This is a genomic window from Acidovorax sp. ST3, from assembly GCF_003231145.1.
In the GTDB taxonomy this organism is placed as follows: Bacteria; Pseudomonadota; Gammaproteobacteria; order Burkholderiales; family Burkholderiaceae_C; genus Acidovorax.
Genome location: NZ_QKVP01000002.1, coordinates 642,828 through 660,782 on the forward strand (window position 1 = coordinate 642,828; position 17,955 = coordinate 660,782).

7 protein-coding genes are annotated in these 17,955 nt (G+C 58.4%); 4 read left to right on the top strand and 3 right to left on the bottom strand.

Going from position 1 to position 17,955, the window contains the following annotated elements; genetic code table 11:
* Positions 1–1,119: 1,119 nt before the first annotated feature.
* Entirely contained in the window at positions 1,120–1,629 is a 510-nt protein-coding gene (locus tag DNK89_RS24210) for a hypothetical protein (protein ID WP_153064259.1), read from the top strand.
* A gap of 692 nt (positions 1,630–2,321) precedes the next feature.
* Here the strand turns inward: DNK89_RS24210 and DNK89_RS07815 are convergent.
* The gene (locus tag DNK89_RS07815) at positions 2,322–8,903 is read right to left on the bottom strand and encodes a DUF3320 domain-containing protein (RefSeq protein WP_370220878.1); all 6,582 of its coding nucleotides are present in this window, start codon (positions 8,901–8,903) and stop codon (positions 2,322–2,324) included.
* Positions 8,904–9,993: 1,090 nt separating this feature from the next.
* Here DNK89_RS07815 and DNK89_RS07820 point away from each other — a divergent pair.
* Together DNK89_RS07820 and DNK89_RS07825 are read left to right on the top strand one after the other, a co-directional pair.
* Positions 9,994–11,265 carry a hypothetical protein gene (locus DNK89_RS07820; protein WP_153064260.1) on the top strand — a complete coding sequence of 424 codons (1,272 nt, stop codon included), beginning with the start codon at positions 9,994–9,996 and terminating at the stop codon, positions 11,263–11,265.
* Entirely contained in the window at positions 11,262–13,019 is a 1,758-nt protein-coding gene (locus tag DNK89_RS07825; protein WP_110959602.1) for a hypothetical protein, read from the top strand. Before DNK89_RS07820 ends, DNK89_RS07825 begins: the two co-directional genes overlap by 4 nt.
* A 45-nt stretch (positions 13,020–13,064) precedes the next feature.
* Here DNK89_RS07825 and DNK89_RS07830 read toward each other — a convergent pair whose 3' ends face one another.
* The gene (locus DNK89_RS07830; protein ID WP_110959603.1) at positions 13,065–14,522 is read right to left on the bottom strand and encodes a hypothetical protein; all 1,458 of its coding nucleotides are present in this window, start codon (positions 14,520–14,522) and stop codon (positions 13,065–13,067) included.
* Positions 14,523–14,842: 320 nt separating this feature from the next.
* Here DNK89_RS07830 and DNK89_RS07835 point away from each other — a divergent pair, with 320 nt between their 5' ends.
* A complete protein-coding gene (locus tag DNK89_RS07835) occupies positions 14,843–15,208 on the top strand; it encodes an HNH endonuclease (protein ID WP_110959604.1) in 366 nt (121 codons plus the stop codon).
* Positions 15,209–15,313: 105 nt separating this feature from the next.
* Here DNK89_RS07835 and DNK89_RS07840 read toward each other — a convergent pair whose 3' ends face one another.
* Entirely contained in the window at positions 15,314–17,707 is a 2,394-nt protein-coding gene (locus DNK89_RS07840) for a DNA polymerase II (protein ID WP_110959605.1), read from the bottom strand.
* Positions 17,708–17,955 lie beyond the last annotated feature (248 nt).

A 17,955-nucleotide genomic window follows, 5' to 3' on the forward strand; every position in this document is an offset into this window, starting at 1 on the left:
CTTCCCGCCGAAGGCTACAGCCAAGTCGAGAAGCGGGCCTGCAGGCCCTTGACTCAAACTAGGCCGCGCTCGGCCATGGACTGAGTTGAGTGCGCAGTGACGATCAGGTGGTCGAGGACCCTGACGTCCATCCTGCAGCTCAAGGAGGACGGTGAGTGTTACTTCGTGATGCCGACCCTGGCTGCCGACCTCGCCCAGGAAGTGCGCGCTAAGCAGCTGTACACCTATGTCGGCCGAGACTGCAACGTCGCCCTTAGCCCGTGCATCTGCCCGGTGACAACGGCCGTCTGGACCAGTGGTCGCAGTCCGCCCACTCTGCCGCCGACATGGCGAAGAACAGCGGGGTGCGCCTGGTCGCAAACCGCAACGTGGGTGCCCCGCCCCGGTGTACCAGGCTGGTGTACCACTCAGAAACGAAAAAGCCCTTGAATCAAAGCTATCCGTTTGGATTCAAGGGCTTACGTCATATTTGGCGGAGAGGGCGGGAGACTCTCGCAATCTATCGACCCTAGACAAAACAGAACCAGCAGGGTTTCCACGAGTCCGCGTGCACTTAGCACAGGACGCGCAAAAGAGCCTCAGCCGTCCTTAGTTTCCCGGGCGATCTGACGACCGTTTACTGCCACGGGTGTTTTGCGCTCCTTGGAGTCGCCTGAGCGCAGAAAAACGTGCTCTGCCCTATGCAGGTTGTGGCATCGCGTACACCCCTGACCAATCGTTCCGGTGGCGATGCTCTCGGGCACTCTTGCGAATACACGAGTGTGCGATGGACGGAAACAAAAAATTTCTGTAACCCTGCATCCTGAGACAGTGCAATATAAACATGGTCAATATATTGATTGCAGGCGTCACTTGAATAAGTACCTGCACGTCAACAATCAACTTTCACACAACATGAAGAACCTATTTCCCGTACTCGCATCACCAGAAATTAATGCACTACTACCAAGCTATCTCAATCAGCTCTTCGCTAGCGTTTCGAAGAACGTCGAATAGCCCAATTTTTCTGAAAAGAAAATTAGATCAGCGGAACCTTTAGTTCATTTGTATAAACAACGGGACTATATTCATTGCAGACGCTGATTCCATGAACGAATGCATCTTTTTTAAATCCTCCCCATGAAAAATCTTTTTGCAAATTTAGTACCGACTGAAATTACCGCGGTGGGCGTACCACGCAAAAACCTCAGCACACAAACCAATTCAAACTTAAATTCCATTCTGACTTCAGCTTGGCAAGGAGGCTTTTACCAGGAAGGAAATCCGCCTTCCTCCATAAATACCTTGGTACACATGTCACATGTTCAAGACGAATCAGCAGATTTCTCCAAAGTCGCGGAGGAATGCGTTCTGGTTTTTATGCCGGAAGGTTCGGATGACCTCATTGCAAACATATCAGAATGGGATGACTATTACGTCGAAATGCAGAGTTGGCCGAAAAGAGTGCCTGGTTGCAACTTCGCTCTACACCCAACACTAAGGACGCTAAGTAGCGACAGTGGTTTTTTTGTTTTTGAACATGAAACCCCGTACGAATTTCAATATTCACTTGATGGAAACTACCCACATGATATATATGCCGCATTTATTTTTAAAGAATGTGTTCTTGCTGTCAAATACCGTAACTGATAACCAAATATAAGCCGGGTATAGGCAATTGATAGGCATTCATTACATCAATTGAAAAGCCGTAGCCACAACTTTGCATTTGTGAAGCAGATATCAAAAATGTGGCTACGGTGGAGCGATCATCCACAGTCGGGATGCCTTGGGGGATCTGAAGGGCGTTATGCAATAGCTGCCCAACTATTGAGCGCAAGGTGCTCGCTAGAGTCGGCGGATAGACAGTGCCGCAGCAGGAACCATCCACATGGCAGCCCAACCCCAGAGGCGATGAACCAGCAAAGCGAACCAGTCCTTCTTTTTGCCAGAAGGCACCACACTCAGTTGCTGAACGCTAGACGGAATGCAGCCGGCAGGTACAGGCTGATTGCAATCAGCCGACATTTGTCGTCGAGCATGCGCTGTTTGCCAATTGCTGTCGTAGTAGCAGTTCAGGCAAGAGGCAAGTCTTGTCTAATAGACACTTCAATGCAATCCCGCGAGCTGTTGAATCGCCGGTCAGGTCCGCCCTTCTTGTTGACGTACTGCCATGTGTGATCAACGACGGTCGCATCGCGAGGGACTGACTCCTGCTCGATGAACTGCGCTGAGAAGCTTTCTGTATTAAGATTTGCATAGCTACAAGCGCGATGACGCCTGTTTGTACACAACACCCTCTCGGTCAACACCGAGTTGAAGTATCCTGAAGCACCTACAAACTACTTGAGCTCGCGTCCCATCAGCAGTGCGTTTTCAATTCGAATGCGGCTTGCCTCGCGGAGCCTCTGCATGCCCAACTCGCGAGCCATTGCCACCACAGATTCTTGTTCGGAGAGCCCTCGGTGCAACACCCAGCGGGCGAGCGACAAAAGCTCCGCCGTACAGATTTCTTCGACGCTCCGTGCGCTGTCGTCGTCCGCTGGACGACGGAAAGGTATTTCTTCGCACGGTTCAACTTCACGAGGCCAGTAGAAGGTTCCACCAGTTTCCTCTGTGGCTTTAAAGAGCTGTTGCGCGACCTTCTCGATCCGTTCCTGAATTCGGCTACCCGTGCGTTGAAAACCATGAGCACGCGCGATGCGTCGGGCCAGAACCGTATCTAACACAGGTCCTTCGCACGTCACTATCCACTCGACCATCTGCTGTAGCACCACGTCATAGCTGGGCTCGTAGAACAAGTCAGCAGAGATGGTGTTTGCGGATACCGCATCGCTGGGTTGCGATGCCTGAAAGCGGTGATCTGTCTGGTCGTCAGGAGCCTTGTTTTCCGCAACTGGTAAAGGCGAAGCCACGCGTGCATAGACAACCTCTGTCTGCGCTGCGGTTTCCAACGGAGCGCTGACGGAGGGCAGTCGAAGGCCCGATGCAGCGCGTGCAATAGCGGCTTCGGCCTCGTTGATCACGTCAAGGCTCGGCGTGACATCTGGACCACTCGCCTCGGCGAGTGGCTCGTCAGGTAGCTCGATGACTTCATTGGCTCGCTGCCCCCGGTCTTTCTCAAGCAGTTCAGTTAGCGCTGCGTGTACACGCTCCAGGGTGCCGCCCGGATTTACCCACCAGTCAGTAGACCAGATGCGCACGATTTCCCAACCAAGCCCGCGTAGCACCTGTTCTCGCAACTTGTCCCGGTCGCGTGCGGTAGCGGAGCGGTGGTAGGTTGCCCCGTCACACTCCACTCCCGCTAGATAGCGACCCGGAAAGTCCGGGTGCACCACGCCCAGGTCCACGCGGAACGACGAAGCACCAATCTGGGTGTGCACCTGCCAACCCTTGCGTCCCAGCGCAGTGGCCACACCGGCTTCGAAAGGACTTTCAAAGTCACCTTGACTGCCGTGGTGCGCTTCGGCCAGCGCCCGCGGCCCAAGTTCTGCAAACTCCAGAAAGTGCTTCAGGTCTCGTACGCCGTTCGCCTTGGTGCGCGACAGGTCCATCTGTTCTCCACGGAGACTAGAAAACACGCGCAATTCATGCCTGGCGCGCGTCACTGCCACATTCAGGCGCCGCTCACCGCCGTCGCGGTTCAGTGGGCCGAAGTTCATCGACACGGTACCGGCCATGTCAGGCCCGTAGGTGATCGAGAAATACATGATGTCGCGCTCGTCACCTTGCACACTCTCCAAGTTCTTCACGAACACCGGTTCGAGTTCCATTTCCGAAAAGTAGGGCTCCAAGCCGGGGTCTTTGCGGCGCTCATCGTCAAGCAAGTCTTCGATCAGTCCCTGCTGTTCGGAGTTGAATGTCACCACACCAATGGTCAGGCCGGACTCCCGGAAGCCCGGGCGCTTGAGTCTGCTCACGAGATCGGCCACCAGTGCCTGGGCCTCTGGTTGATTGATGCGGGCACCGCCTTTTTCATAGCGCCCCTTCACCAGGTGGAAGCTAACGGCGCGGTCGTCTGTGACGGGCGACGGAAAAGTGACGAGACCACCCCCGTAGTAGCGGTGGTTGCTGAAGGCGATCAGGCTTTCATGGCGTGAGCGGTAGTGCCAAGACAGATTGCGCGTGGGCAGGCTAGCACCTAGGCACTCGTCGAGGATGCTTTCCAGATCGCCCTCCACGACGTCCTCGTCACCATCAGTGCCTTCGCTGCGGCCGAAGAAGTTAGTGGGGGGCAATTGTTTCGGATCACCCACCATCACCACTTGCTTGCCCCGAGCCATAGCACCGATGGCGTCCCACACCGGAATTTGTGAGGCTTCATCAAACACCACCAGGTCGAAGTTGCTGGCTTCGGCCGAGAGGTACTGAGCGATCGACAACGGGCTCATTAGCAAACACGGGGTCAGCCGCAGCACAACCGATGGGATTTCTTGCAGCAGTTGGCGCAGCGGTTTGTGCTGTTTCTTCTTGGTGATCTCGTGCCGCAGGATGCCCCATTCGCTGTTACGTTGGATGCTATCGGTTGCCGGCAGGTTGGCACACAGCTTGGCGCGAATCCATTCGCGGGACACCTTGGTGAACTCTTCATCCAGGGCGCGGAACTCCTGAATGCGAAGTTCATGCTCAGCGGAGACAAATCGCTTGAGAACCTCGTCCTCGTCCACCGCTTCCGCGAGCCACCAGCGGGCATAGTTCACCTCGAACGCGGCTGGCACCTGCGCTGTGGTCACATCACCTGCCTCGATAGCGCTCACCAGTGCCGGGAGTCCTGCATTGCGTGCATCGACCTGAGCATGGCGCCAGGCGCACCATGCGTGCAGGCCTTGGTGATGGGACTCCAATTGTCCTGCCATCTCGGCCAGCACAACGGGCTCAAGGTCTGCGAACGCGCGATGGACGGTGTCTGGCTGCGCTGCGTTGCTGCAAAACTGTTCTGTCGCACTGTTGATGTCTGTCAGTTTCGCCATAACCCCATGACAGGCTTGCCCAATCACGCCGAAGTCACCCAGTTCAGCGCGACGAGTTGCGAGCACCTGATGCAAGCTGCGACGCGCCTCAGCTACGGCAGAAGAATCCAACCCAAGGCCAGACAAGCCAGCCTTCAGCGAGGCATGGAACTTCAGCGCTCGCTCGATCACGTCGCTGTCGGTATCTAATGCATTCCAGACCTCAGGGCATTCGGTAGCGAGACCAGTCATGGAAAGCAGCCGAGCCTCCACCGCACTGCGTCTCTGCAACCACTCATGCTGTTGTTGTAGTGCTGTGCCGCATCGCCCATCGGCCACCTCCTGGTGCGGTGCCTGCAGCATGCCCCTTTTAAGCAAGATCAATCGCTCGCGTTCAAATGCGATCGCTGAACGAAGAACTGCGGAATCGGTGTTGTGCCCTTGCCAAAGTCCATGGCTGCTTTCCGATAGCGATGCGCACTCGGTCAGGCGATGATCCAGGTCTAACAAGGTCTTCAGGCGTTGAGCCTCGCGTGTCCAGCGCTCACCGCAGTACCCCTCTGATGCTGCGTCCAAGCCCTCCAGCTCAAATGGCTTACGCATGCGTGCGGCATGCAGAGCCATGTTGGCCTTCAAGGCGCTGCGGGCGTGATCAACCCGGGTCTTGATACCAGCCCACAGGCCTTCGGCAGCAGCACCCGGGTTCAGTTGCTGGACCTCTTCGCGTAGGCTCTTGATGCGCACGAGTGCAGACAGATCATCGGCAACACGTGGTTCACCGGTGCCGTCGATGACGCCCTCAAGCATGCTGCGCACTTTTCGCTTGCCCAGCCAAGACATCGGCCAGAGCGCTTTTTCGGCCTTGGCCCAATCGCGCTGCAGCTGCGACACATTAAGCTGTCCAACGCCTGATCCGTACTTCACGGAAAGACCTGCGCGCAGTTGACTCATTTCCTCAATCAACTGCACCCCGCGTTCGATCTCATCGCTGACGGCAGATGGCCAGGGCGCTCCAAGTTCTGCGTGCAGGTTTCGGTGCTTGTCGAGCAAGTCGAGAGCATTAGACAGGCGATTTTGTAGCTCGACCGGCCAAGGAGCGGACATCTTCGACGAGATCTCCCGGTGTTGGCCGAGCAGATCGCTTCCGGTTTTCAAGGCGGCACAGATGGTCTCACTGTCCGGCAGCGCGCAGAAACTCCAATCTTGAGAAGATGCCTGAGGCAAGGCTTTGGCAAGTACACCGAGCGCTGACCGGTTCTGACGGTGCAGCGCTGGCCACTCCATGCAGAGCAGTTGCCCCAGGGCTAGCGCTGCTGTCTGGAAGTCACGACTGGTGGTTTGCAGCGTCTGTGCGGACCTGACCATTTCCTGTTGCCACTTGGCCGACCATTCCGTGACGTGCACAGGCACCAAGGGGCCGACCAGCAACTGATCAGGGTTCACGGCCGCGGCGTTGGCCTGCAACCTACCGGCGAGATTTCGCAGTTCGGTCAGGGTAGCCTCGTCATGCTCACGCGGAGAGGCCCAGCTGAATCGCAGGTCAGGTAAAGCATCGCCTCCAACGACACACCCGATGGCTTTGAAGATCGTCCAACCGTTGCTGTGACGGTGGTGAAGGCGCTCAACATAGGTGGACAGTTGCTCGCGTACTTGACCCAGTTGCCGCGCCTTGGCTTCCCAGGTGGCTGCGTCCACCTCACCTTTGGACTCCCAGGACTTCTGGAGCTGGCTCAGCACGTCGAGCTTGCGACTCTTGTTTGAATGCAATTCGAGGCAGAACTCCCCCAGCCCGACTTCGCGCAGGCGGCGGAAGACGACATCCAGCGCAGCGATCTTTTCAGCCACGAAAAGTACGCGCTTGTTTTCAGCCAGGCACTGAGCGATCAGGTTGGCGATGGTCTGGCTCTTGCCGGTTCCTGGCGGACCGATCAACACGAAGTCCTTGCCTCTGGCAGCAGCCATCACGGCAGACAGCTGGGACGAGTCTGCGGGGAGTGGACTGAACACCTGCTGCGGTGGGTAGTCAGTGTCCAGCCTCCGGGTCTCGGGGAAGGGCGTTGCGGATGGGTAGGGTTCGCGCGGCGAGTCGATCAGGTGTGCCACCACTGGCGACTTGCGCAAGTCGTCGGTGCGATCTGACAAGTCCTTCCACATCAGGTACTTGGCAAAGGAGAACATCGACAAAACGACATCTTCGCTGACCTCCCAGCCTCGAATATCTTTGATGGCGCTGCGAACGCGCTTCCAGATGCCTGCTATGTCCAGACCTGACTCATCACGTGGAAGGTCGCCAGCGGCAATGCCCAACTCCAATTGGAAGTCCTGTCGAAGCATTTCGACCAGCGTCGGATTGAACAGCGCCTCATCTTCGTGTTCTTGCAGCGTGAACCCCGAACGGGCACTTTTGCGGTTCAGCGTGATCGGCAGCAGGATCAAGGGCGCCTTGACCCGAGCATCTGGCTTATCAGGTCGGGTCCAGACCAGGAACCCGAGCGCAATGAAAAGTGTGTTGGAACCACCTTCTTGCATCGCATTGCGGGCGCCTCGATACAACTCAACCAGGCGTCCTTCCAGTTCTTGATCTTCCAGCCGAATGAATACCTCACGGCGCTTCAGGGCGTCCTTTGCATGCGCCTGGCGGAGGTCTTCAAGGCTTCTTGCCTCGTGAAGTTGCTGGCTACGAGGGTCTTGGCCTTGCATCAGTGCTGGGCTGGGCAGCAGCTTGATCGTTTGCCCGTCTGCCAGGGTGTCTTCCAGTTCTGGCGCTGCCACGTCCAGCAGCAACGCCTTTTTCCCCTGCTTGAAATTCAACAATGTGTTTCGTAGTGACAGATCGAGTAGTTTGCGCTGCCACCGGGCCAGTCTGTCTTTGGGATCGAGTTCAGATGTCGGCGTCTCGGTGATGGCATCTTCGGGTAGGTCCGGGGCATCCTCAATGCCGACCGTTCCCACTGGCTCCGCCTCAACTGGTGCGGCCTCTGCAACAGCGTGCGCCTGAGCCAGCGGCTTGATGCGCGACATGCGCGCGCGCTTCACGTCGATGACGAGTTCAAACTTGTCTTCTTCCTCCTCCGACAACTGACGGTTTGCATTGGCGATGGCCTGGCTGAAACTCACAGCTTGTCCCTGAGCAGCGAGGGTTGTTTCGAAGACCAACATTTCCTGCAGCTTCAAGCGCTTTCTCACCGCTGTGATGTCGTCGACCACCGAGGTAGAAAACTCTTCGTCCCGCAGCCACACGCCGACAAATGCGTGACCACGTGTGAATATCAACAAGGGGTTGAGGTGCGCCTGCTCTAGGCAAGCAGCGAACATCAGAGCAAGATCAAGACATGTTGCCAAGCCACCATCGAGCACCTGTGAAGGACTCCGAACCTTCTGCCCAGCGTGCTCAAAGCTGGCGGGCGGCAGCGCGTAGTTGAGCTTGCGCTGCAGCACTGCAGCCCAGATACCCGACGCCAACTCCCATGCTCGTTTCGAGCCATGGGTGTAGCCATCGATGGACCCTGACTTTCCTCCCGTCTGCAATGCCAAGGCTGCACTTTTGAGCAACCGGTCGATAGCCGGGTCGTTCGGCTGCACGAATGCCGCCACCATCTCTGGCAAGTGACCAATGCCGCCCCATTGATTTCGCGCCAGAAGTTCTACAGCGGACTCGTGCCTCGCAAGAACTTCATCCGATTGCTTGCGACTGCGTAATTCGAAGCGCAGAGAAGCTGTTTCAGCCTCCGTCAACCGCGAAAGGAGAGAGCCGTCCAGCTGCACGTCGAGATCACGCAGGTGATAACTCTCGCCTGCGCCGACCGATTCCACGTTCCAGACACGAGGCTTTACGAAGGGTGGCTCGGAAGCCAATTGAACAGTCAATTCGCTGATCAGCGACGAGGTCTCATTGACGATCACCAATTCGTGCAACGCAGGTACTGCGTTCTGGAAGGCCGCGAGGTTTAGCTTTTTTGCAGTGCTGATCTGCAATCGAACCGTGGGAGGTGGCGCCTCTGTAACAACAGAATTGTCAGGCGTACCAGCCTCTGTCAATGGACCTGACTCCCTTGTCATGCACGTTCTCCTTTTCGCCCTATTGTGGAGCGATGGCAACGTTGTAACAAATATTATTTGACTACCTACTGGTCGAATGACAAGTTGGTGGAGATTTACGGACGTCAGCTCTTCGCTATCGTCGCAAGTGGTGTGGGCGTTGGCGGGAATTTATCTGTCAGGGTCGGCCCCCTGAGCTGCTGCTGAGCCTGCGGTGCGGGATTCCCGCTGGAGGCTGGTTGCAGACTTTCACCAGCGTCTGCTCTGCGAATGCGCGGTTTCGATAAGAGAAGCTTGTAAACTTCCAACGTTAGTGCCAACCATCTTGAGAATGTGGTGGCCAAGCAGGCATGGCCCGGACGTTCCACCATCGTGCGGATGTCGGTACCGGTGTGCATCAGGTGTGTGGTGAAGCAGCGGCGCAGCGTGTACTGTGTGGCGGGTTGGCGACACCCTCAAGTACCGACTCATACGTGCTCTGCGCCGTCCGGCTGGCTATCTTTTGGCCACTAATGTCGGTCAGCCAGTGCCCACGTCGGACAGGGGAAACACTGCCATATGAAACAACGCAACCGTACGTGGAGGCGCTATAGACCCCCTATCTGAAGAAGCGGTTGAGGAGCGGGTTGCGTTGCTGGTGTCTGGTCGATTTGCCGAGCTTCGAGCCCTTACCCTGCCTCAGAACGAACAGCAGGATCGACAGCTCCATGAGCGTCTGGCAGAAGTGGACTTACAGGCTGTTGACCTTCTCGATTGCTTCGAGCGTTGGTCTCAGGTCGACCAGTACGTTGCCTGCAAAACCTTGCTGCCGGCCCTAGGCCTGTCAAGCCAGGCGGACGTGCTGCGGCTAACGCGCCTCCTGCGAATGGCTTCAGTCGGGACTGACTCGCGAGCTCACTACATCTCTGAAGCCCTCCAAACTCGATTCGCAAGCCGGCCTTCTCTACCAAAAGAGCTAGCCGCGTGTTTCGACAGCGACAGCACCATCACTGACATAGCTTGTCGGGCCTGGGCAAACAGCTTCGCCATGGCACATCCCTTCGCCGCTGCCCAGTTCGTCGTTGAGCGTTTGGAGCCGCAGGCGAACGACCAAAGGACCGTCCGCGCTCTCGTCGCAGCCATTCCTTGGCGGACAGCCGAGGTCAGAGCCTTGCTGGCGTTGCACCGTCAGCCCATGCTCATCTGGTTGAAAGGTTTGCTAGAAACGAATGCACACGATGCTTGGTACTGCCTGGTCGAGTTTGGGCAGTTTGATGCCGAAGCCTTCGCGCTGGTGGCCGACGGTCTTGAGCGAGGTGTCTCGCTAGCCGCCCAGCATGTTGCTCGCACTCTTTTCAGGATGGATGGCGCAGTCTACGCCGTCAACGCCGTCCCCCTGGCGGGCGTGCTTCGGCGTCTCGTGACGCTCGCCTGCACCGACTCTTCTGTTTCCGACGACGTGGACCTTGCCCTGAGTTCCTGCCTGAAGAGGCAGAGCCAACGATCGATTGCGGTTGACTGCGTACGCGGGCTGGGAGACGGGCCTGACGACGTGCTCAACCGCTTCGATTCGACCTTTTACGTACTCTGTGAAGATGCAGCGCTGTTCAAGGAAGTTCTGACCGAATGGCTGCTCAGTCCCACAGCATCCTTCAACGTCATAAGCGCCGCGCTGGACCTCGTTGCAGCAAACCGTGCGCCTGCGGGATTGGATGAAGCGCTCTTCGCACGAGCTTCCCTGCTGGCCAAGACCAAAGCCGTTCGCCGCCTTCTCGGACTGCTCGCTGATGGTGGCGTGTTGTGTCAGTTCGCGGCCGACATTGCCAGGATGGTGAGCCTTGGCGATGTTGGTATCGAACTCGCGAGACAGATGTTCAACCTTCTGAAGGACGAATTTCCTCGCGCGACGGAGGAGTTTCTGAAGCCCCTCGCCGCGTCGGCACTCAGGCGTGAACGGGGCGCCGAGGTTTTCCGCGGGGTCTATGCCATCGTCATGGCCTGGAAGCGGTACCTGGAGCGGCTACCTAAGCGGCCGGAGCTCCATATTGGTGATGCAGATGCCATGGCGTTCAGAACCGCGCGTCTGAAGCAGCAGCGTGAAATACACCGCGGGGCAGAAGCAAGGTCATTTTTCGCCTCCATGGTGACGACGGTTCACATCGCTCAGGGCCATCGCTTCACAAGCCACATGCAGAATGGGCCGTCCCCCATCAGCGACATGGGGCACTTCAGCCATGCGGTCGAACTGCCTTCGTCAGAGCTGTCTGACCCCATGCGTGGGCTTCTTCACAGGATACAGATGCGGCGGACGTCGAGATGAAAGACGCGCTGCACCTTTTGGTCGCCGATTACCTCAGTTTGATGAAGGAGTCGGGGGAGCTCGATGTCTTTATGCCCCTGCTCATCTCTGGCATGGGACATCAGGTCCTGCACACCGCCCAGCGAGGTGTGCGTGAGCAAGGCGTTGACATGGCGTCTGTTGGAAAGGCCGACGACGGACGCAAGACGCTTTTCATGTGGGTCCTCAAGTGCGGCAACGTTGGCCGGAACGAGTGGAACGTCGGACCGCAGTCGATTCGCCACTCGCTGGAGGACCTGGTTGACGTGTACATGCGCGGCAACATCCCTCCGGAGCATAAGAAGCTGCCAAGGAAAGCCATGGTCGTAACGAACGGCGAGTTCTCGTCGAACGTGCTGCCGAACATGACCGGCTACTTTGAATCTTTGAAAGAAAGGCACGGAATAGATGTCGTCGCTGTCAACGGCTCACTGCTGGCAGCTTGGACGTTAGATCACCTCTTCGATGAGCACATCCTTCCGAGCGACCGTCGAATGCTCTTCCGACGGGTGCTGGCCAACGTGAGCCAACCTGACCTCTGCATCAGTATTGGCAGGCAGCTCATCGACGCATTGGTGACAGACCTACCCTCCACCGATGGTTCAAAGGGCTCGCGGAAGAAGCGCACGCTGCTGGCGTTGAGGGGTGTTCGGGCGGTGCTGTCGGCACTGGCGCTTCGAGGCGCCGCCGAAGAGAACGTGTTGGCGCCCTACAGGCTGGCTGAATACGCCGTCCTGGCTGTGTGGTCCAAGCTCCATGGGGAGATCTCAGGCGCGACCGATTCTGACTGCACCAACGAGTTCGAGCTGCTCTTGGGCGAGACCATGGGCGTCGCCGTGCGCTATCACAAGCGGCTTGACGAGTTCTACAGGACACAGGACGCCTTTGCTTACGTGCTTCCTGACCACTTGTTCGTCTCCAAGCGCATCTTCGAAGAAGCAGGGCGGCTTGGGCTCCAGGGCTGTTTCTGGGCTTGGCACAGCAAGTCTAGTCGTGAGGATGTCGGCATGCACTGGGCGTACGCGCGCCGGCTCATCTGGCTGCTGGAGACCCATTCAGGCCTGCAGCTCCCTGCCTTCGACCATCAGGCGACGGATATCCATCATGCCTTGTTGTTGTTGGCCATCACAGGACACATGAATGAGGCCAAAAGCTGGGTGAGTGCGCTCTGCCAACGGCTTGGCGTCGCGCGGTTCAAGAGGGAGCTTTGGCCAACGGTGCAGACACTAGAGCAGCAGCTGCAGGTTCGCTTCGACTTTGAAGAGCCAACCGACGACGGGATGTCGTGTTCGACCCTCATACCCATTCTGCTTCTCTGGACGGCCTTGTTGGGCATTGATGAGGGCTACCAGTTTCTACGCGAGAAGCTGATTCCCGAGACCCGCTGGAGCACACCGAATCTCTGGAGCCCAGACGCAGGATATGACTCTTTGCTTGCCAGCCCGCGAGGCTTGGCGAGCCACGGTGTAGGCGAGACCCTGGCTTACGTGCCTGAGGAGCCGTCTGAGTACCTCTCCAGAATGGCGAATGCACTGCCTGGCGTCGAGGCCATCGCCAGCGCTGATTGGTACAAGGCCAACTTCCCGTTTATACCGATGCTGGCGGCCTTACACTGGGAGCTGCAGCTGCCCCGGGAGATGCTGGTCCAGCAGGCGATCGCGTTTTGTGAAGGCGGGACAGCGCTTGCGCGTGAACTGCATGCAGCCGAACAGACGCTGGCGGATGGAAGGGCATAGGGCTGACCTGCCTGCGAGGCTCCCGCGGCAACGCACTGGCCGTTGCTACTTGAAACCCAGCGCCGCTTGGGCTTCCTTGCCCTTGAACTCATGAACCGGCCAGCCCCTCACGTTCCGCGCGTTGAACCTTCCGTCATAGCCGATGTGCACGAACACTAGCCGGTAGACCAGGGTCACCAGCTTGTAGAGGTCATCGAAGTGAACCTGCATGGTGTCGTCTTTGGGTTCCCAACTGCCGTGCGCCGTTGGGTGCCTCAACTTATCCCAGGCCCTGATTTCCTCGCCGGTAACTGCCCCAACGCCCTTGAGTAGCCTCAGCGAGTCGATGGTCCGACCTCCGGCTCCCAGCAAGCTAAGTAGAGCATCTAGCCGCTCTGACAGCGACCGTTTGTCAGGCAGTGAATTGGCCTCGCCGAACTGCTTCGCTAGGTCATCCAGCTCGGGCATGTTCATAACCGCTGTCTTGATGGCCTCCACAACTGCCAAGTGCGCCGGTGTAGCCTTGGATCGTCCAGCAAGTTCTCCCACTTGCACCAACGACTCCACCGCGACCGCAAGGCCCAGAGCGACAGCCGCCATAGAGGCACCGCTCAGGTCGAACAAGCTTGCAATCTTCCGGGTGAGCAGCGACATCCGTTCGACGTCCCCGTCCTTGCAAGCGTGTTCGTAGTACGCCGTGGCCAGGCTGTAGAAGTCCCGGTCGGCGAAGCGATCCTCTATCGGTGGCTTTACCAGACTACCTCGGGCTGGCCGATGCTTGAAGAAAGCAATGGCCCGAAGCGTCCCGTGAGCCACCTCCTTGCAAACCGGCCGGGCCAACAGTGCTGAGCAGAACATCATCGTCTCCTCAATCCGCGCGTCGAAGTGCCTTGGTGGCATAGCTCCATCCACAGCTTGCACGCTCAACTCGCTGCGCTCCACCGTATCGTCTCGAAACCGGCGGACGTATGTGAGGTCGAGGTTCGCCAGTCGACCCATGGACCCGTCCCGGCCCGCGAAGCGACTACCGTCCCTGCCCGACTCGTCTACGCGGAGATTCTCGGGCATTCGCAGCTTCTCGATGTATGTCAGCCGCGCGGTGTAGGCAGACTCCTCGGCTTGAGAGATGTTTTCAACGTAGCTCGCGTCAAAGCGAACCTCGCATTCGTCCTGACCCGGTCGCTCTCGCACGGAGACACGGGGGCAAGTCCAGTGGACCCCCTCGCTCGTTACCGCCTCAAGCCGGAAGTACTGGTCTTCCCGGACCAACTTCCCTAGCTCGTAATCCTCCACCTTCGACAGCTGGGCAAAGAAATCCTCGATAGAGCTGCCCGGCTTGGACGCACGAAACGCGCCCTTCACCCCAAAAGTTTTCCCGAGCTCCAGAGTGCCTGGTGCCTCGTAGACCGTCGGGTCCTGTACCGCCAAACCGGTGAGCCGGATCCGCACGCACGGAATTCGAAGTTTGTCTTCAAGGTACTGATGAATGTAGTCGTCTCTTGAAGTGGGTATGGCGTCGGTCATCGGTTGGAAGCTCGGCAATAACTAGTTGTCGGAGATGACGGGCGCGCGAACCAGGGTGATCGCGTGCTCACACAAGTCCAGTGCGCATTGGAGCACTTAACCTCTGCAAGGTTACCTGTCGAGTCGGCATGACGCACGCGTACAACAGCCGGTACTTGCGCCGACTGAACGCGTCGATATAAATTATTGCTTGTCCGGGCCAGCGCGAACCCGGCCGCGTCGGGCTCACCTGGCGCACAGCCGAGTGGCGCGATGCCCCGGCGCCCGACCTGTCCGGCTATCGGCAACGGGAGTAGCTTCAACACTACCCCTGCTGCCAAATGAACAAGATAGCCAAACTGCGTATCCAGTCCGCGATCATCCAACAATGCCGTTGTTTCTACTGCGACTTGACAATGATCGAGCCTGCATTGCCTGAATTCGCGCCCACAGAACTCAAGCCCAAATTGCAAAAGTACCTTCGATGCACGGCTGAGCATCTCACTGCTCGCCAGGATCAAGGGCGCGATACCGCCCAAAACATCGTTGCCGCCTGTTGGTGGTGCAACACTCGGCGACACAAAGGGCGTGCGGAGAATGCGCCAAATCCACAGAAATATCGGCAACGCGTGCAAAGCCTGATGAAAAGGGGCCGCTGGCACCCAGTTGGCGCGATAGCTGTTCCTTTCCGAGCCAACGGCACCTAGCGACGCTTGGCCCAAGTTGGCTTAGCCAAGCGGACATCTCACCCTCTAACCGGTCAACCAGCTTCGTCGTTGAGTATCGACCCAGATTGCGCCTCATTGCAGCCCCTAAAAGAGCACCTTCTGCGCACTCGTCAATGCCACAAAGCTTTCCCCCAACGGCTGAAGAATCGCATCTGCAATGGGCTGCAGTTGCTTGACGAGATAGTGCTCATAGTCAATGCGCGAATGCCGGGCCTCCAGGGGTTCGGGGCCGCTCTGCGTCATCACGTACTCGATCCAACCTCCACGCTGGTACTGCTGAGGGCGGTTCAACTTCGCGTTGTGTGCGTCAGCGATGCGCGCCGCGCGCACCTGGGGCGGCACGTTGACCTCGTAGGCATCGAGCCGGTGGCGCAAGCGTTTGCGGTAGACGAGCAACGCATCCATCTGGCCTTCCAACATCGACCGCGCATAGTAGGCCACGAAGTCCCGATAGGGCTCGCCGTGGAAAATGCGTGATAGCAAGCCTTCCTGGAACTGGCGTGCCAACAAGGTCCAGTCGCTGCGGGCCATCTCCAGCCCGCGATAGACCATCTCCTCCCTTCCCTCTTCATCGATGCTCAAGCCGGCGTAGCGCTTCTTGCTGCCGACATCCGATCCACGGATGGTGGGCATGAAGAACTTGGCGTAGTGCGTGTCGAACTCGATTTCGAGGAAGTTCTCCAGCTGCTGCTCTTCCCGCAGCTTGCGGGTCCACCAGGCATTGATCTCCTGCACCATGCCGGCCGCAATGGCGTGCGCCTGCGCGTTGGGATAGGTGCGCTTGAGCCAGATGAAGATGGAGTCGGTGTCTCCGTAGATGACTTGGTATCCGCGCTCCTCCACAAATGCGCGGGTGAGCTTCATCACCTCGTGGCCGCGCAGGGTCACGGCGGACACCAGCTTCGGGTTAAAGAAGCGGCACTCGGACGCGCCCAGCACCCCGGCGAAGGAGTTCATGAGCAGCTTCAGGGCCTGCGACAGCGGCTGGTTCCGGTTCCGCTTGGCCTCGTCCCGGGCATTCGAGAGTGTGGTCACGATGTCCGGCAGACAGTGCTTCTCGCGCGAGAACAGCGTGCCTTGCGGCCCCTGCACCAATCCGGCCTGGATGTTGGTGCTCTCTCCCTCTGCCAGGCCCACTGGGTCGACTAGAAAGGTTCGGATGATGGAGGGGTACAGGCTCTTGTAGTCCAGGACCACGACGGAATCGTAGAAGCCCGGGGTGGAGTCCATCACATAGCCGCCAGGGAAAGCCTTGGCTGCGATGTCCCCCACATTGGGTGCCACGTAGCCCAGGCGGTGCATGCGCGGCAGGTAGTGGTGGCTGAATGCGGCGATGGAGCCGCCGAAGTGATCTATCTGCAAGCCCGTGGTCTGGGCTCGCTCCAGCACGAATGACAGCAGCTCCAGTTTGTCGAAGATGCGCAGGACGAGCGCGCAGTCGCGGATGTTATAGCTGGCCAGCGCTGGCTTGTCTTCCTGGTAACGCCGCTCGATTTCAGCCATCTTGTCGTAGGCATCGCCGATCTCCTTGCCCTCGCCGAGCAATGCCTGCGAGACCACTTCGAGGCTGAAAGACGGGAAGCTCCACATGCCCGCCCGCAGTGCTTCGATGCCATCGACAACCACGCGTCCGGGCATGGGTGCGAACAGGTAGCCCTGGCGACCCGGGTGTGTCCGCCATGCGATGGGGCGGCGTTCGCGTCCGAGCAGCAGTTGCACGGAGTTCGCATCAGCGGTCTTTTGCAGCACCCGCAGGTCGAACTGGACCACGCTCCAGCCGACGATGACATCCGGGTCATGGTCCGCGAACCACGAATTGAGCTGCTCAATCATCTCTCGGCGAGTTGAGCAGTACACAAGCCTGAAGTCCACCGGCGATGCGGCGGCTGGTGCCGACGCTGGCGCCTCCCCCAGCATAAGGACCAACCGGTCTCCCGCACCATCCAACGCGATCGAGTAAAGCTCCTCGGTCGCGCTCGTCTCGATGTCCAGCGACACCACCTTCAATACCGGGCGCCAACCGGACGCGGGCTTCAACCGGCCGTCGAGGATGGTCGAACCTTCGCGCTGGCCACCCTCGACCAGAACACCGGCTGTAATGAACCGCTCCATCAGGTAGCGATCGTGTGGGCGGACATCCGCTTCGTAGAGCGGTATTCCCAGTGGCTGGAGTGCGCGCGCCAGCTTGCCGAGATCGCGGAACCTGCGGGCATAGACACCGAGGACGGGCTGCTGGTCGAACGTCTTCAGACCGAGTTCCTTAACCTCCAAGCCCTGCAGGTTTGCAATTTGGGCTTGTGCCGTAGCCCGGTGGCGAACAGGCAGGAAGGCGACCGAGGTCTGCCGGGCCAGGAGCACCTTCTTCGGCCCCTCGTCGGTGGCCAGCCAGTATTCGATCTCGGTGCCGTCTGGGAGGTCGCGCCAGTTGCGGGTGAGGATGAAGCCCCGGAGTTCGGTGGGTGCGAGGGCTAAAGACATCAGGTGGAGCGGAAGACGGTGGCACGCTAATTCTGATGCCTGGAGCGAACAGTCTGAGAGCTACGAAGCGCTCTTGCGCATGATACTGATGTTTTGTACAGTATTGCAAAAACCGACACCGAGAAGGCCATGCACAAACCAACCCGTTATGTATTCCGTCCTGCCCGGCCGACTCCTGCACTGCTGCGCCGTATCTGGGCATGGCTCTGAGAAAGCACTGCAGCTCTGCTTGGGCAGGGCCTGACCGT